At 59.5% G+C, this 26,459-nt stretch carries 29 protein-coding genes; 15 read left to right on the top strand and 14 right to left on the bottom strand.

The window, feature by feature from the left end:
* Window positions 1-102: 102 nt before the first annotated feature.
* The 11 genes from FHX05_RS02305 (at window position 103) to FHX05_RS02255 (ending at window position 10,645) form a co-directional block, all read left to right on the top strand.
* Window positions 103-945 (top strand): RNA methyltransferase, encoded by an 843-nt coding sequence (locus FHX05_RS02305; RefSeq protein ID WP_183870549.1) that lies wholly within the window; start codon window positions 103-105, stop codon window positions 943-945.
* Complete coding sequence (gene murI / locus FHX05_RS02300) at window positions 926-1,726, top strand: glutamate racemase (RefSeq protein ID WP_183870548.1); 801 nt, start codon at window positions 926-928, stop codon at window positions 1,724-1,726. The genes FHX05_RS02305 and murI overlap by 20 nt, the downstream gene beginning before the upstream one ends.
* Before the next feature lie 2 nt (window positions 1,727-1,728).
* Window positions 1,729-2,193 carry a GNAT family N-acetyltransferase gene (locus tag FHX05_RS02295; protein WP_183709965.1) on the top strand — a complete coding sequence of 155 codons (465 nt, stop codon included), beginning with the start codon at window positions 1,729-1,731 and terminating at the stop codon, window positions 2,191-2,193.
* A 73-nt stretch (window positions 2,194-2,266) separates the two neighbouring features.
* Window positions 2,267-3,412 carry an alpha-hydroxy acid oxidase gene (locus FHX05_RS02290; protein WP_183870547.1) on the top strand — a complete coding sequence of 382 codons (1,146 nt, stop codon included), beginning with the start codon at window positions 2,267-2,269 and terminating at the stop codon, window positions 3,410-3,412.
* Window positions 3,413-3,542: 130 nt separating this feature from the next.
* On the top strand, window positions 3,543-5,060 hold the full coding sequence (locus tag FHX05_RS02285) for an ATP-binding protein (RefSeq protein WP_183870546.1): 1,518 nt from the start codon (window positions 3,543-3,545) through the stop codon (window positions 5,058-5,060).
* A 232-nt stretch (window positions 5,061-5,292) separates the two neighbouring features.
* Complete coding sequence (gene rpsD / locus FHX05_RS02280) at window positions 5,293-5,910, top strand: 30S ribosomal protein S4 (protein WP_015340058.1); 618 nt, start codon at window positions 5,293-5,295, stop codon at window positions 5,908-5,910.
* Between the two features lie 71 nt (window positions 5,911-5,981).
* A complete protein-coding gene (locus FHX05_RS02275; protein WP_183870545.1) occupies window positions 5,982-6,911 on the top strand; it encodes a glutaminase in 930 nt (309 codons plus the stop codon).
* A gap of 61 nt (window positions 6,912-6,972) precedes the next feature.
* Complete coding sequence (ttcA, locus tag FHX05_RS02270) at window positions 6,973-7,860, top strand: tRNA 2-thiocytidine(32) synthetase TtcA (protein WP_183870544.1); 888 nt, start codon at window positions 6,973-6,975, stop codon at window positions 7,858-7,860.
* A gap of 73 nt (window positions 7,861-7,933) precedes the next feature.
* Window positions 7,934-8,761, top strand: coding sequence for an inositol monophosphatase family protein (locus FHX05_RS02265; RefSeq protein ID WP_183870543.1), 828 nt, complete (start codon window positions 7,934-7,936; stop codon window positions 8,759-8,761).
* Window positions 8,762-8,777: 16 nt separating this feature from the next.
* Complete coding sequence (locus FHX05_RS02260; protein WP_183870542.1) at window positions 8,778-9,602, top strand: inositol monophosphatase family protein; 825 nt, start codon at window positions 8,778-8,780, stop codon at window positions 9,600-9,602.
* A gap of 113 nt (window positions 9,603-9,715) precedes the next feature.
* Complete coding sequence (locus tag FHX05_RS02255; RefSeq protein WP_183870541.1) at window positions 9,716-10,645, top strand: adenylate/guanylate cyclase domain-containing protein; 930 nt, start codon at window positions 9,716-9,718, stop codon at window positions 10,643-10,645.
* 19 nt (window positions 10,646-10,664) lie between these two features.
* Here the strand turns inward: FHX05_RS02255 and FHX05_RS02250 are convergent, their stop codons facing one another.
* From FHX05_RS02250 to grxD, 3 genes are all read right to left on the bottom strand, one after another.
* The gene (locus FHX05_RS02250; protein WP_246698834.1) at window positions 10,665-11,960 is read right to left on the bottom strand and encodes a multidrug effflux MFS transporter; all 1,296 of its coding nucleotides are present in this window, start codon (window positions 11,958-11,960) and stop codon (window positions 10,665-10,667) included.
* Between the two features lie 13 nt (window positions 11,961-11,973).
* Complete coding sequence (locus FHX05_RS02245; RefSeq protein ID WP_112606494.1) at window positions 11,974-13,206, bottom strand: multidrug effflux MFS transporter; 1,233 nt, start codon at window positions 13,204-13,206, stop codon at window positions 11,974-11,976.
* A gap of 139 nt (window positions 13,207-13,345) precedes the next feature.
* Window positions 13,346-13,681, bottom strand: a complete 336-nt coding sequence (grxD, locus tag FHX05_RS02240; protein ID WP_112334744.1) for a Grx4 family monothiol glutaredoxin — start codon at window positions 13,679-13,681, stop codon at window positions 13,346-13,348.
* Between the two features lie 380 nt (window positions 13,682-14,061).
* On the opposite strand from grxD, the gene FHX05_RS02235 reads away from it, so the two are divergent.
* Window positions 14,062-14,364: a hypothetical protein gene (locus tag FHX05_RS02235; RefSeq protein WP_112401223.1), complete on the top strand. Its 303-nt coding sequence runs from the start codon at window positions 14,062-14,064 to the stop codon at window positions 14,362-14,364.
* A gap of 212 nt (window positions 14,365-14,576) precedes the next feature.
* Window positions 14,577-15,776, top strand: a complete 1,200-nt coding sequence (locus FHX05_RS02230; protein ID WP_183870540.1) for a hypothetical protein — start codon at window positions 14,577-14,579, stop codon at window positions 15,774-15,776.
* Here the strand turns inward: FHX05_RS02230 and FHX05_RS02225 are convergent.
* From FHX05_RS02225 to FHX05_RS02210, 4 genes are all read right to left on the bottom strand, one after another.
* Window positions 15,762-15,995, bottom strand: coding sequence for a BolA family transcriptional regulator (locus FHX05_RS02225; protein ID WP_004108912.1), 234 nt, complete (start codon window positions 15,993-15,995; stop codon window positions 15,762-15,764). The two genes, FHX05_RS02230 and FHX05_RS02225, sit on opposite strands and share 15 nt — an antisense overlap.
* Window positions 15,996-16,009: 14 nt before the next feature.
* A complete protein-coding gene (gene purL, locus FHX05_RS02220) occupies window positions 16,010-18,241 on the bottom strand; it encodes a phosphoribosylformylglycinamidine synthase subunit PurL (protein WP_112606404.1) in 2,232 nt (743 codons plus the stop codon).
* 170 nt (window positions 18,242-18,411) lie between these two features.
* Window positions 18,412-19,020, bottom strand: coding sequence for an acyloxyacyl hydrolase (locus FHX05_RS02215; RefSeq protein ID WP_181476105.1), 609 nt, complete (start codon window positions 19,018-19,020; stop codon window positions 18,412-18,414).
* Window positions 19,021-19,142: 122 nt separating this feature from the next.
* On the bottom strand, window positions 19,143-20,561 hold the full coding sequence (locus FHX05_RS02210) for a PLP-dependent aminotransferase family protein (RefSeq protein ID WP_112606407.1): 1,419 nt from the start codon (window positions 20,559-20,561) through the stop codon (window positions 19,143-19,145).
* A 106-nt stretch (window positions 20,562-20,667) separates the two neighbouring features.
* On the opposite strand from FHX05_RS02210, the gene FHX05_RS02205 reads away from it, so the two are divergent.
* Both FHX05_RS02205 and FHX05_RS02200 read left to right on the top strand, forming a co-directional pair.
* Window positions 20,668-20,910 carry a DUF1127 domain-containing protein gene (locus tag FHX05_RS02205; protein WP_183870539.1) on the top strand — a complete coding sequence of 81 codons (243 nt, stop codon included), beginning with the start codon at window positions 20,668-20,670 and terminating at the stop codon, window positions 20,908-20,910.
* 279 nt (window positions 20,911-21,189) lie between these two features.
* Window positions 21,190-22,071 carry an AraC family transcriptional regulator gene (locus FHX05_RS02200; protein ID WP_183870538.1) on the top strand — a complete coding sequence of 294 codons (882 nt, stop codon included), beginning with the start codon at window positions 21,190-21,192 and terminating at the stop codon, window positions 22,069-22,071.
* A 122-nt stretch (window positions 22,072-22,193) separates the two neighbouring features.
* Here the strand turns inward: FHX05_RS02200 and FHX05_RS02195 are convergent, their stop codons facing one another.
* The 7 genes from FHX05_RS02195 to FHX05_RS02165 all read right to left on the bottom strand — a co-directional run bounded on the left by FHX05_RS02195 (window position 22,194) and on the right by FHX05_RS02165 (window position 26,399).
* Window positions 22,194-22,727, bottom strand: a complete 534-nt coding sequence (locus FHX05_RS02195) for an AAA family ATPase (protein WP_183870537.1) — start codon at window positions 22,725-22,727, stop codon at window positions 22,194-22,196.
* A 74-nt stretch (window positions 22,728-22,801) separates the two neighbouring features.
* A complete protein-coding gene (locus tag FHX05_RS02190) occupies window positions 22,802-23,209 on the bottom strand; it encodes a hypothetical protein (protein WP_183870536.1) in 408 nt (135 codons plus the stop codon).
* Window positions 23,210-23,319: 110 nt separating this feature from the next.
* Window positions 23,320-23,991 (bottom strand): phosphoribosylformylglycinamidine synthase subunit PurQ, encoded by a 672-nt coding sequence (gene purQ / locus FHX05_RS02185; RefSeq protein ID WP_183870535.1) that lies wholly within the window; start codon window positions 23,989-23,991, stop codon window positions 23,320-23,322.
* Window positions 23,988-24,545: an RNA 2'-phosphotransferase gene (locus tag FHX05_RS02180; protein WP_112413739.1), complete on the bottom strand. Its 558-nt coding sequence runs from the start codon at window positions 24,543-24,545 to the stop codon at window positions 23,988-23,990. Before FHX05_RS02180 ends, purQ begins: the two co-directional genes overlap by 4 nt.
* Before the next feature lie 8 nt (window positions 24,546-24,553).
* A complete protein-coding gene (gene purS, locus FHX05_RS02175) occupies window positions 24,554-24,796 on the bottom strand; it encodes a phosphoribosylformylglycinamidine synthase subunit PurS (RefSeq protein WP_069613006.1) in 243 nt (80 codons plus the stop codon).
* Window positions 24,797-24,813: 17 nt separating this feature from the next.
* Window positions 24,814-25,578 carry a phosphoribosylaminoimidazolesuccinocarboxamide synthase gene (gene purC / locus FHX05_RS02170; RefSeq protein ID WP_015340039.1) on the bottom strand — a complete coding sequence of 255 codons (765 nt, stop codon included), beginning with the start codon at window positions 25,576-25,578 and terminating at the stop codon, window positions 24,814-24,816.
* Window positions 25,579-25,844: 266 nt separating this feature from the next.
* Window positions 25,845-26,399 (bottom strand): alpha/beta hydrolase, encoded by a 555-nt coding sequence (locus tag FHX05_RS02165; protein ID WP_183870534.1) that lies wholly within the window; start codon window positions 26,397-26,399, stop codon window positions 25,845-25,847.
* Window positions 26,400-26,459: the final 60 nt, after the last annotated feature.

The raw sequence follows: 26,459 nt of genomic DNA, 5'->3' as shown, positions 1-26,459 counted from the left end.
TCGTCGCGGCGCTGACACGCAAAAACCTTGCCGAGCGGCTGGTGTCTCGTTATTGCGACCGTGATTTGCGCGATTGAGTTCGCGCGCGGAGATTTAGGCATCATGGCAGGCACGAACAGCGAGCGTCAACTTCTGGCCGAAGGACCGGCCATCATTCTGGTCGAGCCGCAAATGGGCGAGAATATCGGCATGGTGGCGCGTGCCATGGCGAATTTTGGCCTTGCCGAGTTGCGTCTCGTCAACCCGCGAGATGGCTGGCCGAACGAGAGGGCGCAGGCGACCGCTTCGAAGGCGGATCACATCATCGAAGCGACGAAGGTCTACGAGACCTTGGAGCAGGCGATATCAGATCTCAATTTCGTCTATGCGACGACCGCGCGAGAGCGGGATGGCTACAAACCGGTACGCTCGCCTGTCATCGCGGCCGAAACTCTTCGTGCGAAGTTCAAGGCGGGCGAGGGCACCGGCATTCTCTTCGGGCGCGAGCGCTGGGGCCTGACGAACGAGGAAGTGGCGCTTGCCGACGAGATCGTCACCTTTCCCGTCAATCCTGCTTTCGCCTCGCTGAACATAGCCCAGGCCGTGCTCTTGATGTCCTATGAGTGGATGAAATCGGGCATGGAGGATCTGGGCGATGTGCCGTTCCAGGCGATCGAGCAGCGGCCTTCGACCAAGGAGCAGCTTTTCGGCCTGTTCGATCAGCTCGAAGAGGCGCTGGATGCGCGCAATTATTTCCATCCCGTCGGGAAAAAGCCGAAAATGGTCGACAATCTTCGGGCGGTCCTCTCGCGCCGGGCGTTCACCGAACAGGAAATCAGCGTCTTGCGCGGGGTGATCTCGTCTCTCGACCGTTTCTCGCGGAAATCCCCGCGCGGCAGCGGCTCGCATCCCAGATCCTCGAAAGCACCGAAGGAAGCCCCAAGCGATGACAGCAGCGGCGAATGAGCTGAAACCGGTCCTCGTCTTCGATTCAGGGATCGGCGGTTTGACCGTGCTGCGCGAGGCGCGCGTGCTGATGCCCGAGCGCGGCTTCATCTATATCGCCGATGATGCCGGTTTTCCCTATGGCAGTTGGGAAGAAGCGGCGTTGAAGGAGCGCATCGTCGATCTCTTCGCAAAGCTGCTTGCGCAATATGATCCGGAAGTCTGTATCATCGCCTGCAATACGGCGTTCACGCTGGCCGGCGCCGCTCTTCGTGCCGCCTTTCCGCAAATGACCTTCGTGGGCACGGTACCGGCGATCAAGCCGGCCGCCGAGCGGACCCGCTCCGGCCTTGTCTCGGTGCTCGCGACACCGGGCACCGTCAAGCGCGCCTATACGCGCGACCTGATCCAGTCTTTTGCCACGCAGTGCCATGTGCGGCTCGTCGGATCGCAGGACCTGGCACGCCTGGCGGAAGCCTATATTCGCGGCGATGTCGTCAGCGATGAGGCAGTCATGACCGAGATCGAGCAGTGCTTCGTCGAGATGGATGGCCGCAAGACCGATATCGTCGTACTTGCCTGCACGCATTATCCTTTCATGGCCAATATCTTCCGCAGGCTCGCGCCATGGCCAGTCGACTGGCTCGATCCGGCTGAAGCGATCGCAAGGCGAGCCCGCAGTCTCGTGCCGCAGGTGGCCGATGCCGTCCATCCCGATGATTTTGATTTTGCGGTGTTTACCTCCGGTGCACCGGATTTTCCCACCCGCCGGCTGATGCAGGGTTTTGGACTCAAGGCTTGATCATGAAAGACAAAGTTTCGCTGCGTAAACTCGATCTCGCGGACATGCCGGCCGCTGCGGCCGTTCATCGCGCGTCCTTTAACGAGCGGCTGCCGACGCTTGCCGGGCTTCATACGCCGGAAGAGGATATCGGTTTCTGGAGCGCTGTGGTCTTCAAAGACTGCCAGGTCTGGGGCGCGGAAGAGGGCGGTCGCCTGGTCGGCGTCATTGCCTTCCTCGAGGATTGGATAGACCAGCTCTACGTCCTGCCCGAGGCGCAGGGGCGCGGCCTCGGCAGCCGCCTGCTCGATGTCGCCAAGTCGACCTACCCGGCGTTGTCGCTCTGGACATTCCAGAGAAACGAGCCGGCGCGCCGCTTTTACGAGAAGCACGGCTTCTTCGTGGTTGACGAGTCTGACGGAGCAGGCAATGAGGAGAAGGAGCCGGATGTGCTTTACAAATGGGAAGCGCGCTTGCACCGGCTGTAATGCAGGATTTGACTGAGCGGCGGGATATTGGGGGGTATGTCATTGATGTCTTTTGAGAATGCCGAGGTCAGCCATGCGTCTGCGTGAGTGCCACAATTTCCATGATTTTCGTCTTCTTGCGAAAAAGCGTCTTCCCGGCCCGATCTTCAACTATATCGACGGCGCAGCCGACGACGAGGTGACGCTCCGGCGAAACACAACCAGCTTTGAAAGCTGCGATCTCGTGCCCAACGTCCTGCGTGGGGTCAGCGAGATCGACATGTCTGTCACCGTCATGGGGCAAAAGCTTGCCACGCCCTTCTATTGCTCGCCGACGGCCTTGCAGCGGCTGTTCCATCACCAGGGCGAGAATGCGGTAGCCGCCGCGGCTTCCTCGCTCGGCACGATGTTCGGTGTTTCTTCGCTCGGTACTGTCAGCCTTGAAGAAATTCGCAAGAAGCATTCCGGGCCGCAGGTCTACCAGTTCTATTTCCACAAAGACCGTGGCTTGAACCGTGCGATGATGGAGCGGGCAAAGGGAGCCGGTGTCAATGTAATGATGCTGACGGTGGACAGCATTACCGGCGGCAATCGTGAGCGCGATCTTCGCACTGGGTTTTCCATTCCGTTCAAGCTGAATCTCGCCGGCATTACCCAGTTCGCCATCAAGCCCGCTTGGGCACTGAACTATTTCACCCATGAGAAATTCCGCCTGCCGCAGCTCGACGAGCATGTGGACATGAGCGGCGGTGCGATGTCGATCGGCAAGTATTTCACCGAGATGCTCGATCCGTCGATGAACTGGAATGACGTCGCAGAGATGGTGAAGCACTGGAACGGACAGTTCTGCCTGAAGGGCATCATGTCGGTCGAGGACGCCAAGCGCGCCGTCGATATTGGATGCACCGGCATCGTGCTCTCGAACCATGGAGGCCGGCAGCTGGACGGCTCACGCTCGGCATTTGACCAGCTGGCGGAGATCGTCGACGCCGTCGGCCATCGCATCGATGTGATGATGGACGGCGGCATCCAGCGCGGCACGCATGTGCTGAAGGCTCTGTCGCTCGGCGCCAAGGCCGTTGGCCTCGGGCGCTTCTATCTCTATCCGCTCGCGGCTGCCGGTCAGGCTGGTGTGGAGCGGGCGCTGAGGCATCTGCGCACCGAAGTCGAGCGCGACATGAAGCTGATGGGCTGCACGTCGGTCAATGAGCTGTCGCGCGCCAATCTGCGCTTCAGATAGGCCTCGCAATCGCCTGTGGGTTTTTTCAATCCACGGGCGCGAAGCTTGGAAATCTTTGCTAGACGAGGGCGCGTCCTTTCAGAAAGATGGGACGCATTCACATTTGATTCTTGCTCATAGGGGAAGTGCATTGCAGGTCGGCATCGACATGGGAACGGCGTCCGGCGGGACCAGCGCCCAGCTCGATATCGAGGAGCTGCTGGCAACGCGTCTCTTGGTGCAGGGCAATTCCGGTTCCGGAAAATCGCACCTCCTGCGGCGGCTGCTGGAGCAGTCGGCGCAATGGGTGCAGCAGGTTATCATCGATCCCGAAGGCGATTTCGTCACGCTGGCCGACAAGTTCGGTCATGTGGTCGTCGATGGCGAGCGCACGGAAGCCGAGCTTGCCGGCATCGCCAACCGCATCCGCCAGCATCGCGTTTCCTGCGTGCTGACGCTGGAGGGGCTTGATATCGAGCAGCAGATGCGCGCTGCCGCCGCCTTTCTGAACGGCATGTTCGATGCCGATCGCGAATTCTGGTATCCGGTACTTGTCGTGGTTGACGAGGCACAGATGTTTGCGCCCTCGGTCGGCGGCGACGTTTCGGAAGATGCGCGCAAGATGTCGCTCGGCGCCATGACCAATCTGATGTGCCGCGGTCGAAAGCGCGGCCTTGCCGGCGTCATCGCGACGCAGCGCCTCGCAAAGCTTGCCAAGAACGTTGCAGCGGAAGCTTCCAATTTCCTGATGGGCCGCACCTTCCTCGATATCGACATGGCGCGTGCCGCCGACCTTCTCGGCATGGACCGCCGGCAGGCGGAAATGTTCCGAGACCTGAAGCGCGGCAATTTCGTAGCCCTCGGGCCGGCACTTTCGCGTCGTCCGTTGCCGATCGCCATCGGCGCAGTGGAGACCTCGGCGCGCTCTTCCAGCCCGAAGTTGATGCCGCTGCCGGATGCGCCGCAGGATGTCGAGGATCTGATCTTCACACCAGACCCGGAAGAATTTACGCGGCCCGTCGTCCGCCGCACCACGCCAGCGCCCCGCCCGACGACCGATATTCTGGCCGAGCTTTCCCGCTCCGTGCCGGCGGCAAGTCAGGCGCCTTCCGAGCCCAAGGTCAGCCAGCCGGAATTATTCAGCGAGGATCGCGAGGCGAGGGTGAGCGCCGTGCTTTCCGAGATCCTCGACGACCCAGCCTCGGGCTTCCGTACCGATTCGGTGCTTTATCAGGAGTTTCTCGTTCGTTTGCGCATGCGCCGGGTTCCCGGTGCGCCCATGAGCCTCTCGGAATTCCGTCGCCGCGTGGCGATTGCGCGCTCCGGCGCCGACGAAGAGGTCATGGCAACGGATCAATGGGCAACGGCGCTTTCGCTGTCTACCAGCGTCACCGATGACCTGCAGGGCGTCTTTTTGATGTTGGCCAAGGCCGCCATCAGCGGTGAACCGTGCCCGTCCGACGCTCGCATCGCCCGTGCCTACGGCACACATTCGGCCAGACGCGCGCGGCGACTGCTGAGCTATTTCGAAGAGCAGGGCAGCGTCGTCGTCCATACGGATTTCTCCGGCAAACGGATCGTCGCTTTCCCGGATATGGGCTCACAGACCGCGCCTGGCGATGCCAATGCGCCCGATCTGGATGGTGGCGAGCAGGCGGCGGCCGAATAGCTGCCGTATTCTCGCTGAAGAGCGTCTGGCGCTGTTGACAATTCCATGACAACCCCTTACAGACCGCGCCAACGCCGGGCAGAAATGTCCGGTGTTTCATTTGACATGTCCCGTGGCTTCGTCCGTTCGCTAACGTGAGAAGCCTGTCAGAGCTCGAAAACGGAGTTCAGAGGAGGGCGTGTTTCCTTAGCGGTTCGGCAACGGACCGCCATAACACTTGAAAGGAAATGCGATGAGCAAGCGCGAATCGTCCAAGTACAAAATTGACCGCCGTATGGGCGAGAACATCTGGGGTCGTCCGAAGTCCCCGGTTAACCGTCGCGAATACGGCCCGGGCCAGCACGGCCAGCGCCGCAAGGGCAAGCTTTCCGACTTCGGCGTGCAGCTGCGCGCCAAGCAGAAGCTGAAGGGCTACTACGGCGACCTGCGCGAGAAGCAGTTCCGCGCGATCTTCGCTGAAGCTGACCGTCGCAAGGGTGACACCTCGGAAAACCTGATCGGCCTGCTCGAATCGCGCCTTGACGCGATCGTCTACCGCGCCAAGTTCGTTCCGACCGTTTTCGCAGCCCGTCAGTTCGTCAACCACGGCCACGTCACGGTCAACGGCGTTCGCGTCAACATCGGTTCGTACCGCTGCAAGGCTGGCGACGTTATCGAAGTTCGTGAAAAGTCCAAGCAGCTCGTAACCGTTCTGGAATCGGTTGCTCTCGCTGAGCGCGACGTTCCGGACTACATCGAAGTCGATCACAACAAGATGGTTGCGACCTTCGCTCGTGTTCCGGCTCTCGGCGACGTACCCTACGCCGTCGTCATGGAACCGCATCTGGTCGTCGAATTCTATTCGCGTTAATAAGCGGATAACTTTCTTGATGAATGAAAAGCCGCTCGGTTCGAGCGGCTTTTTTGTCTTTGGAGCGCCTCATGACGGATTTGCAGGCTATTCTCGACGGCATTCATAATGAGCTTTCGCCGCGCATCGGTGAGGGCAAGGTTGCCGATTACATTCCGGAGCTGGCAAAGGTCGATCCGAAGCAGTTCGGAATGGCAATCGCAACTGTCGACGGCAAAGTCTACAGCATCGGTGATGCCGGCGTTCCTTTCTCCATCCAGAGTATCTCCAAGGTCTTCATGCTGACCTTGGCGCTCGGCAAGGTCGGCGAGAGCTTGTGGAATCGTGTAGGGCGCGAACCATCCGGCACGGCTTTCAACTCCATCGTCCAGTTGGAGCGGGAAGAGGGTATTCCCCGCAATCCCTTCGTCAATGCAGGTGCCATCGCTGTCAGCGATGTCGTACTCGCTGGACACGAGCCGCGCGAGGCGATCGGCGAGCTGCTGCGCTTCGTCCGTTATGTGGCCGACGACGACACGATCAGCATCGATGACAGGGTGGCGCGTTCGGAGACGCAGACGGGCTTCCGCAATTTCGCGCTCGCCAATTTCATGCGCGCGTATGGCAATATCCACCATCCGGTCGAGCATGTGCTCGGTGTCTATTTCCATCAATGTGCGCTTTCCATGAGCTGCCGGCAGCTTGCCAAGGCGGGGCTCTATCTCGCTGCGCGCGGCAGCAATCCGATCACCGGGCACTCCGTCGTCTCGCCGAAGCGGGCGCGGCGCATCAACGCGCTGATGCTGACCTGCGGGCATTATGATGGCTCAGGGGATTTCGCCTATCACGTCGGTCTGCCGGGCAAGAGCGGCGTCGGCGGCGGCATCCTGGCCGTAGCGCCGGGCATTGGCTCGATCGCCGTCTGGTCGCCGGGGCTGAACAAGGTTGGCAATTCCCAGCTGGGTGCCGTGGCATTGGAAATGCTGGCGGCGCACACCGGCTGGTCGGTGTTCGGTGATTGATACTCATGTCTTCTCGTCCCGCTTTCTGCTATCAGCGTGACGAGATCCAAGGAATGACGGAATGAATATCGCGACCACGGTGAAAGACGACATTGATATCGAGGCTGAAGATGGCGGCTCTGCCGCGCATCCGATGTTTTCCGATGCGCCGCGCTCCGTTTCCTTCAACAAGCTTCGTAAACGCCTGTTGCGGCAGGTGCGCCAGGCTATGGAAGACTTCCAAATGCTAAAGGGCCAGAAGCGCTGGCTGGTTGGCCTTTCCGGAGGCAAGGATTCCTACGGTCTGCTGGCGCTGTTGCTCGATCTGAAATGGCGTGGCCTACTGCCGGTGGAGCTGATTGCCTGCAATCTCGATCAGGGCCAGCCGAATTTCCCGAAGCATATTCTGCCCGAATACCTCACGAAGATCGGCGTTGCGCATCGCATCGAGTATCGCGACACTTATTCGATCGTGAAGGAGAAGGTGCCGGAGGGAGCGACCTATTGCTCGCTCTGTTCGCGCCTGCGCCGCGGTAATCTTTATCGCATCGCCCGCGAGGAGGGCTGCGATGCGCTTGTGCTGGGCCATCATCGCGAGGATATTCTCGAGACCTTCTTTATGAACTTCTTCCATGGCGGACGGCTGGCCTCGATGCCGGCGAAGCTGCTCAATGACGAAGGCGACTTGATGCTTCTGCGTCCGCTAGCCTATGCCGCCGAGGACGATCTTGCCAAATTCGCTGTCGCCATGCAGTTTCCGATCATTCCCTGCGATCTTTGCGGCTCGCAGGATGGGCTGCAACGCAATGCCATGAAGGACATGCTCGCCGATATCGAACGCCGCATGCCTGGCCGCAAGGATACGATGCTGCGTGCACTGGCGCATGTGAACCCGTCACACCTGCTCGACCCGAAACTGTTCGATTTCGCTGGGTTGATGACACCGGAGTCTTCCAGCGATCCTACGTAAATTCAGCGCTTTTGCCACACCGATGTCATCGAATCGGGCATAAGAGGAAGCCCTTTCAAAACAGAGGCTTCCTATGAATTTCTCCGATGCTGATTTCGACTATGTGATGACGGTCGTTGCCGAAGCGGCGTCAAAGGAAATCATGCTGCGCTTCCGCAATCTGGATGCCGGCGACGTATCGGAAAAGACCTCGGCTATCGACCTCGTGACGGATGCTGATCTTCTGGCTGAGCGGCACATCACCGCGGCGTTGAAGACACGGTTTCCAAAGGCCGTCATCGTGGGCGAAGAAGCCTATGAGGCCGACAAGTCCGTCGGGCCGGCGCTGGCGCATGCGGAATTGGCTTTCACCATCGACCCGGTGGACGGCACATTCAATTTCGCGGCCGGACTGCCTGTCTTCGGGACGATTGTCGCCGTCATCGCCAATGGCGAGACGATCGCGAGCATCATCCACGATCCCGTGCTTGGCGACACCCTGACCGCCATGAAAGGCGGCGGCACTTTCCTGCGCCGGCAAACCGGGCAGGCGAGGCGGCTTGCCGTCGCCGCGCCGGCGTCTTTGAACGCGATGACGGGCGCCATATCCTGGGGGCATATGGATGAGCCCGAGCGGTCACGCATTTGTGGCAATCTATCGAAGACCCGTATGGCTTTCTCGCTCAATTGCTCGGCTTACGAATATTGGATGGTGGCGTCGGGCAAATGGCATTTCATCGGCCATTCCAAATTGATGCCATGGGATCATCTGGCCGGCGTGCTGGCGCATCAGGAAGCGGGCGGCTATACCGCCAAATTCGATGGTACGCCCTACAAGCCCGGCGAAACGACCGGCGGCATCATTTCTGCACCTGACGAGGAAAGCTGGCGGATGATCCGCCGTGAGATCATCGGCGCCTGACCCGAAAGGAAAAAGCATGACATTGCTCGTTGACGTTACCACGCTTGCTCATGTGCTGCGCCGCGCGGCGCAGACGGAGATCCTGCCGCGTTTTCGCAGGCTCGGCAGCGACGATATCCGCGCCAAGAGCGAGGCAACCGACTTGGTAACGGAAGCCGACGAGCGGGCCGAGCGCATGATCAAGGCAGAGGTTTCGCGCCTCTGGCCCGAGGCGCTGTTCATCGGCGAGGAATCGGTTGCGGCCGACCCGTCGTTACTGAAGAAGCTGCAGGATGCCGATCTCGCCATCATCGTCGATCCCGTCGACGGCACGTTCAACTTTGCTGCCGGCATTCCAGCCTTCGGCGTTATGGCTTCGGTGGTCTCGAAGGGAGAAACCGTTGCCGGTATCATTTTCGATCCGATGGGCGACGATTGGGTGCTTGCGGAGCGCGGCAGCGGCGCATGGCTGCGTCGGCCGGACGGCGAGACGCTGCGTCTCAACGTTGCTCCGTCCGTCCCGCTGGAAGAGCTGGTCGGCATGGCGGCCACCGGTTTTCTGCCCAAGGAAAAGCGCGCGGAGATTATGGGTAATCTCGCCAAGGTGCGCTACACGACCTGCTATCGCTGCGCGGCGCATGAGTACCGCACGCTCGCGGGCGGCTATGTACACTATCTCATGTACAACAAGCTGATGCCCTGGGATCATCTGGCGGGATCGCTGATCTCTGCCGAATCCGGCGCCTATGTTCGCCGTTTCGACGGTTCGCCCTATTTGCCGCATCACCTCGACGGCGGGCTGCTGGTTGCAGCGGACAAGGATACCTGGGAGCTGTTGCGGCGCGAAGTCTTCACTCTTTGAGGTGCACCTCGCCACGATAGCCGGCGCGGCCTCTTGGAAAGTGACAGCCGGAGGGCTATCTTTGCTCCAACAGGCAAGAGCCTTGGTCGGCGCTTGCCGCGGGGATGAGACAGATGTCCGAGACGAGCCGCAAGCTGACCACGATCTTCTGCGCCGATGTGCAGGATTATACGCGTCTCATGGGAAAGGACGAGGAGGGGACGCTTTCAACCCTTCGTCGTTACCGCGATGCGATGAAAAGGCTGATCGAAGCTCATGGCGGCCGGGTCATCAACACCTGGGGCGATGGCGTCTTCGCCGAGTTTCCAAGCGTCGTCGAGGCCGTGCGCGCTGCGATCGACACGCAGAACGAGCTTGCCGGCTACAATGCCGTAATCAATCCCGACAAGCAGATGCTCTTTCGCATCGGCCTCAATCTCGGTGATGTGATCGCCGATGGCGACGATCTCTATGGAGACGGCGTCAATATTGCAGCTCGGCTGCAGTCGCGCGCCGCTCCAGGTGGCATCGTCATTTCCAACACCGTCTATGACCAGGTGCGCAACAAGGTGGCGGTCGGTTTCGATTTTCTCGGGCAGCTCGACGTCAAGAACATCGAGGGCGGCGTGCCGAGCTATGCGGTGCGGATCGGCGGCGTGCAGGTTGTCGACACTACAGCGGATTATCACTCGGCTCCGAAGCCGGCTCCTGCGCGGGCGCCCGAGCCTGTAGCGCAGGAACCCGCGTTGCAAGACTGGCGCCGGAGCTACGCCGCGCCGCTTGTCGTCTGCATCGGGCTTGCCATACTCAACGGCCTGACTTGGCACGGTGAGTTCTGGGCAAAATGGCCCATACTCGCCATTCTATGGGTTGCGACGTTTCGCTACGTTCGCAGCAACAAGCAGATCGATATGGCGATTGCCGGCCTTGTCATTACCGGCATCGGCCTAGTGACGATCAATCTTTTCGCCTGGCAGGGCACACCGTGGGCGATCTGGCCATTGTTCGGGCTCGCGATCGCCGCGGCACTGCGCTGGGTCCGCCGGCCGCGCAGCGGCATGTGAGGACGGCAGGCAACGTCGTTCAGACGTGCCCAATTCCGGGCTCCAGCGCCGGGGTATCGCCAGGATGGGTGAAGAGCTTGCCCTTTTCAGCCCATAGCGTCGCAACGATCGACAGCGCGCCAAATACCGTGAAGCCAGCAAGCAGCGGCTGTGCCGTGCCATCGAACATCTGGCCGACGACGCCGCCAAGCAGGACGCCGACTGTCGTGGAGACCGAGCTGGTGATGGCGGCTGCCGTTCCCGCCAGGTGTCCCATCGGCTCCAGGCTGATGGCCATGCAGTTGGTGGTGATGACGGCGAACATCATCAGCATGACCGAGATCAGTACATAGATGAAGGTGAAGCTCGGCTGGCCGAACATGCCGACGATGTAGCCGATGGCGCCTAAAACGGTGAAAACGATCATGGCGGCATGGGAAATACGGCGCATGCCGAAGCTGCGGACGAAATAGCCATTGGCAAATTGTGCGACGGCGGTGCCGGCTGCCGTTGCCGCGAAGGCGATCGGGAACGTGTCCCCAAGGCCGTAGACTTCGCCGAAGACCTGCTGCACGGAGACGATGTAGGCGCAGATAATGCCGGTATATAGCGTCAGCCCGATCATGTAGCCGCAGGTGATGCGGTTGGTCAGCACCGTCTTGAAGCCCGAAAGAACCGACGAAACAGAAAGCGGCAGGCGCTCTTCAGCGGGCAGCGTCTCCTTCATACGGAAGAAAGCGACCAGGAAGAGGCCGGCGCTGACGATGCCGAGCAGGATGAAGATCCATTGCCAGTTCGAATAGGCAACGATCATCTGACCGACGAAGGGCGCGACCATCGGCATGATCATGAATACGATCATGACATAGGACATGACGCGGGCCATTTCGCGACCGCCGAAGCAATCGCGGACGATGGCGAGCGTCGTGATGCGCACGGCCGCAGCGCCGACGCCCTGGGCAAAGCGCATGGCAAGCAAGGCAAACAGGCTGCCGCTCCAGGCGGCGGCAAACAGGGTCACCGTATAGAAGGCAAGACCGCCAAGCAGGATGTATCGTCGGCCATAGGTGTCCGACAGGCTGCCGAAGAAAAGCTGACAGACGCCGAATCCGAGGAAATAGACGCCTATGACGAGCTGGATGTCGTTCGGATTGGCGACATTAAGCGACTGGCCGATATTCGGCAGCGCCGGCAGCATGCTGTCGATGCCCATGGAAATGCTGGCAGTCATCAAGGCGATCGTGAGGATGAATTCCACGATGCCAAGACCGATGCGGCTGGAGCCGGACTGCATCGGCGGCTGAGCCGGCGACTGTGATTGAGGCGGGGTTGTCATTCGAATATGCCTGTCAATGTAAAGCGAGAGACTGATCGGCCGGAGGCGGCGCATTGTGCGGGCGGAAGAGGCGCCCCCTTTCGGCGATCACCACGAACACCAGACCGATCAGCGAAACGGTGAAGTAACCGATGACCATCGGCGTTGCCGTACCGTTGAAATACTGGCCGATACCGGCGCCAATCGAGGCGCCGCCGACCGTGCTCATGAAGCCGAGCACCGAGGAGGCGGTGCCGGCGACATGGCCGAGCGGCTCCATGGCAAGAGAATTGAAATTCGAGCCGATCCAGCCGAACTGGAACATTGCCAGCGCGAAAAACAGCATGAACAGTGGGAAGGGCATCGGTGCCGGGCCATAGAGCTGCACCAGCATCCAAATGAAGGTAATGAAGGAAAAGCCGAGCAATGCCGCATGGGAAAGCCGCCGCATGCCGAAGCGGCCGACGAGCTGTGAGTTTATGAAGGAGGACAGCGCCATGAAAAGCGCAACGCCGCCAAAGGCAACCGGCGTGTACACGCCCAGCCCGTAAATGCCGCTATAGATCTGCTGCGCCGAATTGATGAAGCCGAACAGCGCTCCGAACAGGAACGTGCTGGCCAAGGTGTAACAGAGCGCTACACGGTTTGTCAGAACCATTCTGAAGCCGGAGGCTACCGATCTGATAGTCAGCGGACGGACATTTTCCGGCTTCAATGTCTCCGGAAGCCGGAAATACATCCAGAGACCGACGAGCGTCGCCATGGTGCCGATGAAGACGAAGATCATGTGCCAGGTGCTGATGAGCATGATGATCTGACCGCTTCCCGGCGCGATGACCGGCACGATCATGAACACCATCATGATGAGCGACATCACTTCGGCCATCAGGCGGCCGCCGAAGACGTCACGGACGATGGAAATGGTGATGACGCGTGTCGCCGCCGATCCAAGGCCCTGGATGAAGCGGAGCGCGAGGAGGCCGGCAAAAGACGGGATAAGGGCAATGCCGAAAGCGGAGATGACGTAAACGGTCAGGCCGATCAGCAGGGGCAGGCGGCGGCCGAAGCGATCAGACAGAGGGCCGTAGATGAGCTGCGCCGAGCCGAAGCCGATCAGATAGGCCGTCACCACATATTGCCGATGATTCTCGTTCATCACGCCGAGGCTGGAGCCGATCTGCTGCAATGCGGGGAGCATGATGTCGATGGCAAGCGAATTGATCGCCATCAGAAAGGCCGCGAGTACGATGAACTCGCGTTTGCCCATGGGCAGCTGCCCCTGGGACATGGCCTGGGATGAAGTCGTCACGGTTTTATTCCCATAAACATGTCAAGGCGCCGCCCGGCGGCAGCGCCCAATTGATCAAATCTAACTATGGAAACCGGACGAGGAGCCCGGTGCCCGGTCAGGCGGCGCCGCGAACGCTGATGCCGTGTTCCTGAAGGTGTTGCTGCAACTCGCCCGCCTGGAACATCTCGCGCACGATATCGCAGCCGCCGATGAATTCGCCCTTCACGTAAAGCTGCGGAATGGTCGGCCAGTTGGAATAGTCCTTGATGCCCTGGCGAATCTCTGCATCGGCAAGGACATTAACGCCCTTATAGTCGACGCCGATATAGTCGAGAATCTGGACCACCTGGCCGGAGAAGCCACACTGCGGAAACTGGGGCGTGCCTTTCATGAAAAGAACGACGTCGTTGTTCTTAACTTCATTATCGATGAATTCGTGAATGCCGCTCATTGTCCAGTTCCTTTCACATGCGGGGTCAAGGTCCGCAGCGTTACATCTGTCCCTTAAATAGCAAGCAGCCGACAAGATTTCCAGCCGCAAAACATAAGCATCGTTTTTTTCATCGCATGAATGGACTCGCGGTTTTACCGCCTGAGACCACAGTGAATATGACCTATTGGGCTGATTTTCTGAATAGTGCGTTTTGAAAACGACCCTTCAACTCCTTACCTGAACAACACACATGAATGTGAAGCAAGAGACCGTTAATAGTAGTCTGCTATCTAATTTACAAACGATCGGTATGTTTGTAAAAGTGTTTCGATTGATGCGATTTGGCGCGTATCGGTCCCTTGTGAGCATTGCAGTCGCATTTTGAGGGAGCGGACACCATGAGCCACCACCATTATTCAGACGGGCAGGTTGGTGAAGAGCGCGAATTTTATAGCTCTGAAGACACCAGCGAAGGCGAGCGGGAATATTTCGAGCACGTGCGCACGCCAAGAGCATCGATCCTGAATAGCGCCGTGACCGTCAGTGCCATCGTCCTTATATTGAGCATCGCTTTCGGCTATCGTGCCGCGACCGCCCCGACACAGCAGCGGGTGGCGTCTCCTATCGCCGAAAAAATCATGATTGCTCCACCGGTAGACTCATGTGCCGAGGCTTCTCCATATCCTCGCCATGAATGCTGAGACAATGCTGTTGCCGCAGCATGACGCGATGGCGGCAGGATTTTTATGAGCAGATTCCTGTCCGCTTAAAGCCTTATTCGTCAACACTTATTCCACTGTTGCTATTTTCAACAGATCATGCTGCTCCGCCATGAAAAAGCCGACAGTCCATGATCATGGCCATCTGCAGTTTTTATCAGTACTATCGGCGCGCCTCGGGGACAGACTATAATATGAATCCTATCAAGAAGAGGGTGGTTCTCCACTTCCCTGGCTTCGAGCCGCTGGACGCTGCCGCACATCGGGCTCGTTACGAGCGTTCTGCGCGGCAGAGCGCCGCCGCCTGGGATTTCACCGCGTCAGTGAATGAGATGAAGAATTTCGGCCGTGCGCCGTATTTCGATGTCACGGCGACGGCTGCGGACTGGCATACGCAAAGCCGCATTCACATCGTCGATCACAACGATCTGGTTGCCACGCTGAACGGGAGGCCATTCTTCACACGGTTGATGCAGGGCTATCTTGCCGCAGCAAAAGTTGCCGCTTCGGGCGGCATGGCCGGCTATTTCCGTCATGCATGGCGCTTCGGCCTGTTCTTTATCTTTCCCTTTCTGCTGATGCTTGCGGGGCTCATTCTCAGCCTGTCGATCGCGTTTGCGCCGATCCTTTTCGGGCTGCCGGCCTGGAGCCATATCGGCAGCATCGCGCTCGCAATCGCCTTTTTCGTCTATGTTTTCCTACCGCAAGCCGAAAAGCTGCATACTTTGCATCTCTTTTCCGATTGGGAGATGGCGGTCGCGATGGCGGGTTTGAATGGATTAGGAGCGGAACAGTGGCTGGAAGCCAGCGCCGTCAGCGTCCGGCAAGCCTTGGATGAGCCCGACGTCGAAGAGTTCGTCATCTCCTCGCATAGCATGGGCTCGTCCGTCGCAGCTCACGTGCTCGGCTTGTTGCTGGAGCGCGAGCCGGACCTGCTGCAAGGCAAGCGCGTGGTGTTTACGACCCTTGGCAGTGCCATCCTGCAATGTGCTCTCATGCGGCCGGCAAAGGTGTTGCGCTCACGGGTGGGATTGATCGCGCGCTGCAAGGACATCTTCTGGCTCGACGTTCACTGTCTGACCGATGCAATCCATTTTTATAAGGCGAAAGTCGCGGCTGTTTGCGGCCATGAGGATGTCCGGCAGGCTTCGATCCTCTTCGTGCGCTTCAAGCAGATGCTGTCGGAAAAGCATTACAAGAAGATCAAGCGGGATTTCCTGCGAGTTCACCGGCAATATGTGCTCGGTCCCGATCTCAGGGCTTTCTTCGATTTCACGCTGATGACGGCCGGTCCGTTGCCGGCTGCGGATTTCGCTGAATTCTCAGTGAAGAGATTGCCGGAGCTGAGCTTCAACTCCGGCGAAGCGGCGCAAGCGCTCTCAGTCGGGCGCTGACGTCTGCAGCGCGAGGGCGTGCAGAACACCGCCCATATTACCCTTCAGGGCATCATAGACCATCTGGTGCTGCTGCACGCGGCTCTTGCCGCGGAAGGCTTCCGCGACAACTTCGGCTGCATAGTGATCGCCATCCCCGGCCAGGTCGCGAATTGTCACCTTGGCGCCGGGAATGCCCGCCTTGATCATATCTTCGATATCGCCGGGGTTCATTGGCATGAGTGGTACCTCGATTATTCAGCGGCGGCGAGAGCGCTGCCATCCATGAAGGCAGGAAACCACGATTCATGCGCCTCACGCAACTGTTCAACCGGAAGCGTTAACAACCCATCGATAACGAGTGCATCGCCCCCGACCGTTCCCAGACGGCGGAAGGGCACGCCGGCGCTTTCAGCATTGATGCAGACGAAATCGGCGACATCGGCCGGTACGGCGACAACATAACGGGCCTGATCCTCGCCGAAGAGGGCGGCATGTGGCAGGGTCTTGTGTTCGGAGAGATCAATGTTCAGGCCCTTGCCGGATGCCATCGCCATTTCTGCGAGTGCCAACGCCAGTCCGCCGGACGATATGTCGTGGCAGGCCGAGACCTGGCCGTTGCGGATGGCGGAGCGGACGAAATCGCCGTTGCGGCGCTCGGCAAAGAGATCGACTTCCGGAGCCGGGCCGTCGGTTGAGCCGAGGATGTCGCGGAGATAGATCGAGGAGCCGAGATGGCTGCCGTCGACACCGATCATCAAAACGTGGTCACCTTCCGAAGCGGAGCCGATGCGGGCCATGGCCTTCCAATCCGGCAGTAGGCCGACGCCCGCGATGGTCGGGGTCGGCAGGATCGCGATGCCATTGGTCTCGTTGTAGAGCGAGACATTGCCGGAGACGATAGGGAAATCCAGCGCGCGGCAGGCTTCGCCGATGCCTTTAATGGCGCCAACGAACTGGCCCATGATCTCGGGCTTTTCCGGATTGCCGAAGTTCAGATTGTCGGTCGCGGCCAGCGGCTCGGCACCGGTTGCGGTGATGTTGCGCCAGCATTCGGCGACGGCCTGCTTGCCACCTTCGAAGGGATCGGCTTCGACATAGCGCGGCGTGACGTCGGAGGAGAAGGCGAGAGCCTTGGTCGCATGGCCTTCGACGCGGACGACGCCGGCGTCACCGCCTGGAAGCTGCAGCGAATTGCCCTGGATCAGCGTATCGTACTGCTCGTAGACCCAGCGGCGGCTGGACTGGTTGGCGGAGCCCACCAGCTTCAGCAGAGCCTGACCATAATCTTCCGGCGCGGCAACCAGATCAGCGGGCAGGGCGGCGCGCTTGTCGGATTCGCGCCACGGACGGTCATATTCCGGAGCCTGGTCACCGAGATCCTTGATCGGCAGATTTGCAACTTCCTCGCCCTGATGGATGACCCGGAAACGCAGGTCGTCCGTCGTCTTGCCGACGATGGCGAAATCCAGGCCCCATTTGACGAAGATCGCCTTGGCGACGGCTTCCTTTTCTGGCTGCAGGACCATGAGCATGCGTTCCTGGCTTTCCGACAGCATCATTTCATAGGCCGTCATCTGCTCTTCGCGCACCGGCACCTTGTCGAGATCGAGCTCGATGCCGAGGTCGCCCTTGGCGCCCATTTCGACGGCGGAGCAGGTAAGGCCAGCCGCACCCATGTCCTGGATGGCGATAACGGCGCCCGTCTGCATCAGTTCCAGGCAGGCTTCCAGCAGGCACTTTTCGGTGAAGGGGTCGCCGACTTGAACGGTCGGGCGCTTTTCCTCGATCGATTCGTCAAATTCGGCAGACGCCATGGTCGCGCCGCCGACGCCATCACGGCCGGTCTTGGCGCCGAGATAGACGACCGGCAGGCCGACGCCCTTGGCTTCCGAAAGGAAGATTGCATTGGACTTGGCAAGACCAGCCGCAAAGGCGTTGACCAGGATATTGCCGTTGTAGCGCGCATCGAACTCGACTTCGCCGCCAACAGTCGGAACGCCGAAAGAATTGCCATAGCCGCCAACGCCGGCAACGACGCCGGAGACGAGGTGGCGGGTCTTCGGATGATCCGGTTCGCCGAAGCGCAAGGCGTTCATGGCAGCGACCGGCCGGGCGCCCATGGTGAAGACGTCGCGCAGGATGCCGCCGACGCCTGTGGCAGCACCCTGATACGGTTCGATGTAGGATGGGTGGTTGTGGCTCTCCATCTTGAAGACGACGCAATCGCCGTCATCGATGTCAACAACGCCGGCATTCTCGCCTGGCCCCTGAATGACGCGCGGTCCCTTGGTCGGCAGGGTGCGGAGCCACTTCTTGGAGGACTTGTACGAGCAATGCTCGTTCCACATGGCCGAAAAGATGCCGAGCTCGGTGAACGTGGGCTCGCGGCCGATCAGATCCAGAATGCGCTGATATTCATCCGGCTTGAGGCCGTGGGCGGCAATCAGCTCGGGGGTGATCTGGATCGTATTGGAAATGGTCATGGGCGCTCGAGTGTCCTTGCCTGTAAAGGGTTTGAAGACCGGTCAGGGATCGGGGTCTCTTTAGCGCAACTCTCCTTGGCGTGCGACAGGAAAATCACCGGCGTTCACAACACGCCGGCATAGATGCAGCGAAAATCAAGCGTGCGGCCATGGGCGGCCGTTTCGCAAGGTTAGAATTTATAGCCGACCATGATGCCGGCGCGCGTCATGCCGCCATTAGGCCCATCGCAAAGATTGGCATGCGACGAGTGCGCGATCTGCGCCATTACGTTCCAATGATTATCGAAATTGTAGCCGAGGCCGGCATATTCGTGGAAGAGCAGGCGGCAGCCGAGCATCGGACCGTGCTCTCGCCAGTCATCCAGGTTGCCGGTGTGCACCGTGCCGCCGAAGCCGAGTTCCGTGAAGATGCCGTTGCTATTCGTGAGCGTCCAGGAAAGGCCACCATAGACCTGCGTCGCGGAGCCCGACGTACCAATGGACGTGCCTACATGGATACGAGGATGGGTCAGCTGATCCTTCCAGTCGGCGGTCGGATTGTAGCCGAACGGATTGAAGAGAACCTGGACATCCGGGAAGACGCCGCTTTCGTGCTCGTTGCCGCTCTGGACGGAGCCGCTTGCGCCAAAACGCAGTTCGTCGAAAATCTTGACTTGAGGGGCGGGTGCCGCCGCCACGGTGTCGGCGGCGATTGCGGTCGATTGACCCGCAACGAATATCGAACTGACTGTCAGAAAACTCAAAACTAAACGCTTGCTGAAAAAGCCTGCAATAGCCATGCGCTCCCCCTAGTGTAGCGGGCGAATCCTCACTTTCATTGATAGAATGGTAGCGTGCTAAGTGTCGAGGCGACGAACGCACATTTGCGCAAGATGTCTGTCGATAAATTGATAAGGCTTGCTTAAATGTGACTATCGTAACCCGATGAGCCGTTTTCCAACAACCTGCGTAATGTCATGAACCCGGCGGCAACATCTTTTCGCTGTGGTGGTGACGAAAAGGCGACGCGGACGCGATGATAGACCCTATCGATTCGGGCGGCCTTGAATTCATCCTCGTCATCGATGAGCACTCCTTCGGAGAGGGCTGCATTCTTGAAGGTACCCGAAAGCCAGGGTTCCGGCAGCTTCAGCCACAGGAATGGCAGATGCGGATGCGAATTGAACTCGAAGCCCGATAGTGCCTCACGTGCCAATTGCTCACGTGCCTTGATCTCTTCGACGGACTTGCGGCGCAGTTCCAGGGCATGACCGCCGAGTACGAGCCGGGCGCAGGTTTCGGCCAATATGAAAGGCAAGCCGCCCGTCGTCATCTTGTGCGTAACCTTGATGCGTTGGGCGAAATGCGGCGGGCAAGCGACCCAGCCGCCGCGCACGCCGGCTGTCACCGATTTAGACAAGCTGCTGACGACGAACGTCCGCTCAGGCGCAATGGCCGCCATCAGCGGGTTCTGGTCGCCGGTCATGCCGCCATAGAGGTCGTCCTCGATCAGCCATACGCTGTGGCGGCGGGCAATGGCGGCAATCGCCCGGCGTCTTGCCTCCGGCATTGTCACCAGCGTGGGATTATGAGCTGTCGGCATCAAAAAGGCGAGGCGCGGATGCTGCTGCTGGCAGAGACGTTCGAAATCCTCCGGGATCATCCCGTGCTCGTCCGAATCCACGAGGATCGAGCGCCTTCCGAGCAGGCGCGCGGCGCGGCTGATCTGCGTATAGGTGAGGTTCTCGAAGACGATCTTGTCGCCCGGCGAGGTGACGGCGGAAATGACTGCTATGGCGGCGGCGTGCGCGCCGAGCGTCGGCACGATCGTTTCGATTGCCGGCTTCCAGCCGTTTCGGGCGAGCCATATCTGCCCGGCCTCAAACCAGTTTGCCGGGAAGTTCCTTGAATAGGAAGATATCTCGGACTGATGCTCGCTGCTGATGTCAGCGAAAAGCTTGCCGATGATCGTGCCCTGGCCGATGTCGGGAGCGGCCGTCGTGTCGAAGCGGATCTTGGCGTCGGGCGTATTCAGACCGCGGGTACCGGCAAGCGCCTGCGTGATCGGATCGACAGGCTCGATCTGCTTGCCGTTCGAACGCTCGAGAACATAGGTGCCGCGGCCGACTTCGCCAGCGACGAGGCCGCGTTCATGCACAAGGGCGTAGGCCCGGCTGACCGTGCCGATGGTAACGCCGATATCATAGGCGAGATTGCGCTGCGGCGGCAGCTTCGTGCCCGGCGGCAAGACGCCATGCGTGATCGCATTTTCGATGCTGTCAGCGACGCGGATGTAAACCGGGCCGGTTCCGCTTGAAATGTCAGGGAGCCAATTTGTCATAATGACAATTTCCTAGATTGTCCCCGTTGTTGAGTCAAGAGTATGAGTCAATTTGTACCATTTGGCTCGGTACATCAAAATTGTCATCATCATCTGGAAACGAAAAATGAGCACAATGGGTACAATCTGTTCGAACGAGGCGGGAGGCGCTCGTTCGGTGAACATGGAGAGTGCGGCGCAGCCAAGGCCGCAGGTAGTGCGTCGGCTCTGGGCACTTTACCTGCATTGGCGGGAGAAGCGCGAAGGACGGCGAGTTTTGAGGGATCTGACAGATGACCAGTTGCTCGACATCGGCCTGACGCGCCGCCAGGCGGTCAAAGAGGTCAACAAGTCGTTCTTTTGGGATTGAGAACGGTTGGCGTCAACTCATAGACGTGCAACCACAGCCGTGACGAGACGAGCGGGATCGGAAAGCCCGGGCCATCGACCGCGACTTGGAGCTTGTTCGTGGTCCGCGTAGTGATCGATCGAGACAATGATCTGCCCCTTGTATGCCGCTTATCCACAAATGGGGCGCGCTCCGTAAACGGTCCTTGGCGATATTCTGCAAAGCATGACAGAACAGCAAGATCGGTCGAGCGCGCCATGCCTGCGTACGCCTAATTGATGTGGCCACGTAGGAGGGACGATGAAGACGGCGCTTCACAACTATCGAGCACGAATGCTGCGAGTGCTGGACCACATCGACCGGCATCTTGACAGTGATCTGGACTTGGAAACGGTGAGCGATATTGCGGCCTTTTCGAAGTTCCATTTCCATCGGCAGGTTACGGCGACCTTCGGGTTGTCCGTACATCGCTATATCCAGCTTGCCCGCCTGAAACGGGCGTCGCACCGGTTGGCCTACACGGGCGACCAAAGCGTCACGGACATAGCGATGGATGCCGGCTATGACGCACCGGACGCTTTCGCCCGCGCCTTTCGGCAAAGGTTCGGGCAATCGCCTTCGTCGTTCCGGAAGTCTCCGGACTGGGAGCCGTGGCTTGCGGCCTTAGGGCCTTTCGACAACGCAAGGAGCAAGCTCATGCAGAAGACCTTTACCTTTGACGACGTAACAATCCGCGAGGTACCGGTGACGCCGGTAGCGATCATGGAGCATCGGGGCGACCCTACGACAATCGGCGCCACCATCCAGCGGTTCATCGCGTGGCGTAAGGCCGCGGGCCTGCATCCGAAGACAAATCCGACCTTCAATGTCTGGCGTTCCGAGCGGCGCCCCGCGTCGCCAGCGGACTATAGCATGGATCTTTGTGTCGGGACCGACCAGCCGATCGAGACGAACGGCGAGGAGATCACCGTCGGTGAAATCCCCCGCGGGCGCAGTGCGGTCCTGCGTGTGGTCGGCAACACCGACAATCTAGAGCCAGCCGCGCTCTATCTTTATCGCGACTGGCTTCCGGCCAGCGGCGAGGAAGCTCGTGACTTCCCGATCTATTGCCAGCGGCTTGCCTTCTTCCCGGAGGTGCCGGAGCACGAAGCGGTTGCGGAACTGTTTTTGCCGCTGAAATGACGACCTCCGACGATGGCCTATCCCTCCCGGTAACAGGAAGGGGCAGGTCCCTATACAACCGATCCCGGTCTTGATGGGTTCATCGCCAGGTAGGCCCGCCCGATAATAACGCAGTTTGCCGCCTAGCTAAGTCCGAGAACCGAAAGAACGAAGTCGGCACGTTCCTCGACGCTGACCTTTGGCAAAACGTGGGTCTCATAGTCGAGTGTCGGGTAGGCGGCAGTCAGCCGCTCATATTCCTCGACGGCGGCCGAGAAATCGTGCCTCCGTTCCCGGTCGCCGACATAGATCTCCGGCCAGGGCGGCGTCAGGAAGACATCTTTATTGTAGCGGTGCAGTTGGCCGAGCGACGCCAAGGCGGGCTCGCCCGTCATATGTTCGAGCGCCGATGCCGCGTCGATCAATCCCCGGTCGAAGAAGACAGGACCGGGGAATGCTGCTGCTTCTTCACGATCCATCAGCGACGTGGCGATTGCCCTGCGCGCAAATGCCGGTGCATCGACCCAAGGCAGGGCGGATCCGTCGCCTTCCAGTTCCTTGACGACGATGCGCCGCCCCGGCTCTTCGACGGTATGATAACCGCGGCGCTTGAGCGCTTCCAGCAACATCGATTTGCCGCCGCCGGAGCAGCCCGAAAGGATGATAAACCTGTCCATGACAATGTTCCCCGGGTAAAGGGCACGTCATCTGCTCGCCGCGGGATAGTGTTGACGCGGATAAGGCTTGCGGCTTAGCTGCAGGCCTTCGATCCCCCAGCCCAGCGATTGACGTCGCCCGTGATACGGCCGCCGGAGGCGCCCGACATCATCGGGCCGAAGGCCTGCAATTGCGCAGGATTGCCTTCCGCTTGCACGACGAGCGAAGGCCGGCCGGTCGGATGTTTCTTGTCGACCACGAGGATGCGAGGGCGACCGGTAAAGGAATTGAGCTCGGGAGCGAGCTGATAGCTAGCAAACGCCGGGTCCGAAGACTTGAACCAGCAGGCATTGGCATTGAGCATGATGCGTTCCATCGTCGACAGGGCGCTGTGATCGGTCGCAATGATGCTCGGCGGACGCGGGCCGCATGAGGTGACCAATAGCCCAAGTATCGCGATAGCGGCGGCGGAGTAAAGTCCTGTCAGGAGGCGAGGGCGCATCAATCTCTTTCCAATGAGGCGGTTAGGGCTGGTCTGCCGGGTCGCATTCCGGCGCCTTGCTGTTCTATCCAAAAACGCCGATTTTATGGTTCTGATAGCGGGCTGGCCTATCAGGCCGCGATCACGCCTAGCGCGGAGGCAAAGAGGCCACGGCCATCGCTGCCGCCATGGGCTGCCTCGATCAGATTTTCCGGGTGCGGCATCATGCCGAGCACGTTACCCTTGGCGTTGATCACGCCGGCAATGTCGTTGACCGAGCCGTTGGGGTTGGTGCCTTCGGCGTAGCGGAAGACCACCTGGCCATTATCCTCGATAGCCTTCAGCGTTTCGGCATCGGCGAAATAGTTGCCATCGTGATGTGCGACCGGGCTGCGGATGATCTGGCCCTTGGCATAGGCGGACGTGAAGTCCGTTTCGGCATTGACGACTTCCAGCTTCACCTCGCGGCAGACGAATTTCAGCGAAGCGTTGCGCATCAACGCGCCCGGCAGCATGCCGGCTTCGAGCAGAATCTGGAAACCGTTGCAGACGCCCAAGACCTTGACGCCCTTGTCGGCCTTGTCCTTGATCGCCTGCATGATCGGCATGCGGGCGGCGATCGCGCCGCAGCGCAGATAATCGCCATAGGAGAAGCCGCCGGGAATGACGATCAGGTCAACAGCCGGAATCTCGGTCTCCGTCTGCCACACAGTTACGGGTGCATGGCCGGAAATCTTGGTCAGCGCCGCGATCATGTCGCGATCGCGATTGAGGCCGGGGAGTTGGACGACTGCTGATTTCATGATGCTGTTCCCGAGAGAGGCGAAAGATACAGACTTGGAACGTGATCGGTGAGCCATACTCCATTGTCGCTGACAAAGAAAGAATGACCTTCCGCATGCATGCGCGCCGCATCGATTTCAAGAATGATATAGTCACCCATGCGTCTCGTCGCGACGATCTTGGCGGTCTCGATATCCGGCGACAGGTGAACATGATGTCGCTGCATTTTCTTCAACCCTGAAACTTGAATGGACGGCCAGCTTTCGAGCGATGTTCCGTGAAACAACTTCAACGGCGGCTCCCCCGCTCTTAGCGCCAGATCGACGGCGACGCTGTGGCCCTGAGCTGCGCGGATACGATGATCCAGCAGAGTGAAGCGTTTCTTCGGATTAGACTCGATCACTTCGAGGATATCGTCTTCAGAGACATCGAAGCGATCAAGAACCGCCCTTTTCAGATCATTGAAAGGCACCCATCCCTCCGAATCCAGAGACAAGCCGGCTTCATGGGGCGCATGCCTCAGCACATAGCTTATGAACTTCGAGATGTCGGTCTGGAGTTTGGTGGACACCATCTATGATATCAGTCGATCGAAATGCTGAAATTCTCGATAACCGTATTGGCGAGAAGCTTCTCGCACATGGCCTTGAGATCGGCTTCGGCCTTGTTCTTGTCGGTGCCTTCAAGCTCGAGATCGAAGACCTTGCCCTGGCGGACTTGATGGACGCCGTCAAAGCCGAGTGCGCCAAGCGCGCCTTCGATTGCCTTGCCCTGCGGATCGAGAACGCCGTTCTTCAGCGTGACGGTTACACGAGCCTTGATCACGATTGTCCTTTCTGAACTTACTTGACGAGAACCGGGCCCGTGCCGCGCACGGGTTCGTTTTCATTGATGATGCCGAGGCGGCGAGCCACTTCCGAATAGGCTTCGAGCAGGCCGCCCATGTCGCGACGGAAGCGGTCCTTGTCCATTTTCTCGTGGGTTTCGATATCCCAGAGGCGGCAAGAGTCCGGCGAGATTTCGTCGGCAAGGATGATGCGCATCATGTCGCCTTCGAACAGGCGGCCGCATTCGATCTTGAAATCGACGAGCTGGATGCCGACGCCGAGGAAAAGGCCGGTCATGAAGTCGTTGACGCGAATGGCAAGCGCCATGATGTCATCGAGCTCGGCCGGATTGGCCCAGCCGAAGGCGGTGATGTGCTCTTCGGAGACCATCGGATCTTCGAGCGCATCGGACTTATAGTAGAATTCGATGATCGAGCGGGGCAGGACCACGCCTTCCTCGATGCCGAGGCGCTTGGCGAGCGAGCCGGCGGCGACGTTGCGCACGACGATCTCGAGCGGAATCATCTCCACTTCCTTGATCAGCTGCTCGCGCATGTTGAGACGGCGGATGAAATGGGTGGGAATGCCGATCTTGTTCAGATGGCTGAAGATATACTCGCAGATGCGATTGTTCAGAACACCCTTGCCATCGATGACTTCGTGCTTCTTCTTGTTGAAGGCGGTGGCGTCGTCCTTGAAGAACTGGATCAGCGTGCCCGGCTCAGGCCCCTCGTAAAGGATCTTGGCCTTGCCCTCGTAAATACGGCGGCGACGGTTCATTGGTATTCTTCTCTGTCTTTGGCGCTCATGGGACAGCGCAAGTGGATCGTATGTGGGCGTCCCCATAACGGATAAGAAGCGAATTCACAATCCGCCTGCGCCTCCTTCCTCGGAATTCCGGCCTCGGCGGGGTGCCAATGCCAGATTCGGGGTCCAGTCATGACCTGTTTTACAGGTTTTTATCTGACGATGGAATGAAGGTGCCGGGTACTTCACAGGCTAGTGAGGCGAGGCATGCCTCTATTCATCGTCACGCTGCGATAATACTACGGCTTCAACTGGCTGAGAAACTTCGAAAAGACCATTGTGCCTTCCGGCCAGGGGCCGTGACCGGATTCGGTATTGATATGACCGGATTCGCCGGCATCGATCAGGAGCGAGCCCCAGCTGTTGGCAATATCGTCTGCATGCTCATAGGTGCCGAAGGGATCGTTGCGGCTGGCAATCGTGATCGACGGGAACGGCAGGGGATCGCGCGGGTAGGGACCGAACGTCATCAGATGCTTTGGCCGGATGCCAGGATTGGCGACATCCGGCGGCGCGACCAGGAAGGCGCCTGCGACCTTGTTGCGGAAATGCGGGATTGCATGGATCACCGAGGGAACGCCGAGGGAATGCGCGACCAGCACGACGGGCTTGTCCGAGGCATTCACTTCTTCCGCAATGCGGGCCACCCAATCGTCGCGCAGGGGCTTCGACCATTCAGCCTGTTCCACGCGCCGCGCGGTCGAGAGCTTCTGCTCCCAGCGGGTCTGCCAGTGGTCGGGGCCGGAATTCGTATAGCCGGGGATGATGAGGATGTTTGCGTCGGAGGCTTTCATGATTTCGCCGATGTGGAAAAGGGGAGCTCAACTGTCAAGGGAAAAGGCGACAATTGCGGC

Origin of the sequence: Rhizobium sp. BK491, assembly GCF_014194925.1 — a bacterium.
In the GTDB taxonomy this organism is placed as follows: Bacteria; Pseudomonadota; Alphaproteobacteria; order Rhizobiales; family Rhizobiaceae; genus Rhizobium.
Note: the sequence above shows the minus strand (reverse complement) of the source record. Positions and strands in the feature narration are given on the sequence as shown.

Coding starts and splice junctions, on each gene's coding strand:
- FHX05_RS02305 (WP_183870549.1), top strand. CDS start 103: ATGGCAGGCACGAACAGCGAGCGTCAACTTCTGGCCGAAGGACCGGCC.
- murI (WP_183870548.1), top strand. CDS start 926: ATGACAGCAGCGGCGAATGAGCTGAAACCGGTCCTCGTCTTCGATTCA.
- FHX05_RS02295 (WP_183709965.1), top strand. CDS start 1,729: ATGAAAGACAAAGTTTCGCTGCGTAAACTCGATCTCGCGGACATGCCG.
- FHX05_RS02290 (WP_183870547.1), top strand. CDS start 2,267: ATGCGTCTGCGTGAGTGCCACAATTTCCATGATTTTCGTCTTCTTGCG.
- rpsD (WP_015340058.1), top strand. CDS start 5,293: ATGAGCAAGCGCGAATCGTCCAAGTACAAAATTGACCGCCGTATGGGC.
- FHX05_RS02275 (WP_183870545.1), top strand. CDS start 5,982: ATGACGGATTTGCAGGCTATTCTCGACGGCATTCATAATGAGCTTTCG.
- ttcA (WP_183870544.1), top strand. CDS start 6,973: ATGAATATCGCGACCACGGTGAAAGACGACATTGATATCGAGGCTGAA.
- FHX05_RS02265 (WP_183870543.1), top strand. CDS start 7,934: ATGAATTTCTCCGATGCTGATTTCGACTATGTGATGACGGTCGTTGCC.
- FHX05_RS02260 (WP_183870542.1), top strand. CDS start 8,778: ATGACATTGCTCGTTGACGTTACCACGCTTGCTCATGTGCTGCGCCGC.
- FHX05_RS02255 (WP_183870541.1), top strand. CDS start 9,716: ATGTCCGAGACGAGCCGCAAGCTGACCACGATCTTCTGCGCCGATGTG.
- FHX05_RS02250 (WP_246698834.1), bottom strand. CDS start 11,960: ATGACAACCCCGCCTCAATCACAGTCGCCGGCTCAGCCGCCGATGCAG.
- FHX05_RS02245 (WP_112606494.1), bottom strand. CDS start 13,206: ATGGGCAAACGCGAGTTCATCGTACTCGCGGCCTTTCTGATGGCGATC.
- grxD (WP_112334744.1), bottom strand. CDS start 13,681: ATGAGCGGCATTCACGAATTCATCGATAATGAAGTTAAGAACAACGAC.
- FHX05_RS02235 (WP_112401223.1), top strand. CDS start 14,062: ATGAGCCACCACCATTATTCAGACGGGCAGGTTGGTGAAGAGCGCGAA.
- FHX05_RS02230 (WP_183870540.1), top strand. CDS start 14,577: ATGAATCCTATCAAGAAGAGGGTGGTTCTCCACTTCCCTGGCTTCGAG.
- FHX05_RS02225 (WP_004108912.1), bottom strand. CDS start 15,995: ATGCCAATGAACCCCGGCGATATCGAAGATATGATCAAGGCGGGCATT.
- purL (WP_112606404.1), bottom strand. CDS start 18,241: ATGACCATTTCCAATACGATCCAGATCACCCCCGAGCTGATTGCCGCC.
- FHX05_RS02215 (WP_181476105.1), bottom strand. CDS start 19,020: ATGGCTATTGCAGGCTTTTTCAGCAAGCGTTTAGTTTTGAGTTTTCTG.
- FHX05_RS02210 (WP_112606407.1), bottom strand. CDS start 20,561: ATGACAAATTGGCTCCCTGACATTTCAAGCGGAACCGGCCCGGTTTAC.
- FHX05_RS02205 (WP_183870539.1), top strand. CDS start 20,668: ATGAGCACAATGGGTACAATCTGTTCGAACGAGGCGGGAGGCGCTCGT.
- FHX05_RS02200 (WP_183870538.1), top strand. CDS start 21,190: ATGAAGACGGCGCTTCACAACTATCGAGCACGAATGCTGCGAGTGCTG.
- FHX05_RS02195 (WP_183870537.1), bottom strand. CDS start 22,727: ATGGACAGGTTTATCATCCTTTCGGGCTGCTCCGGCGGCGGCAAATCG.
- FHX05_RS02190 (WP_183870536.1), bottom strand. CDS start 23,209: ATGCGCCCTCGCCTCCTGACAGGACTTTACTCCGCCGCCGCTATCGCG.
- purQ (WP_183870535.1), bottom strand. CDS start 23,991: ATGAAATCAGCAGTCGTCCAACTCCCCGGCCTCAATCGCGATCGCGAC.
- FHX05_RS02180 (WP_112413739.1), bottom strand. CDS start 24,545: ATGGTGTCCACCAAACTCCAGACCGACATCTCGAAGTTCATAAGCTAT.
- purC (WP_015340039.1), bottom strand. CDS start 25,578: ATGAACCGTCGCCGCCGTATTTACGAGGGCAAGGCCAAGATCCTTTAC.
- FHX05_RS02165 (WP_183870534.1), bottom strand. CDS start 26,399: ATGAAAGCCTCCGACGCAAACATCCTCATCATCCCCGGCTATACGAAT.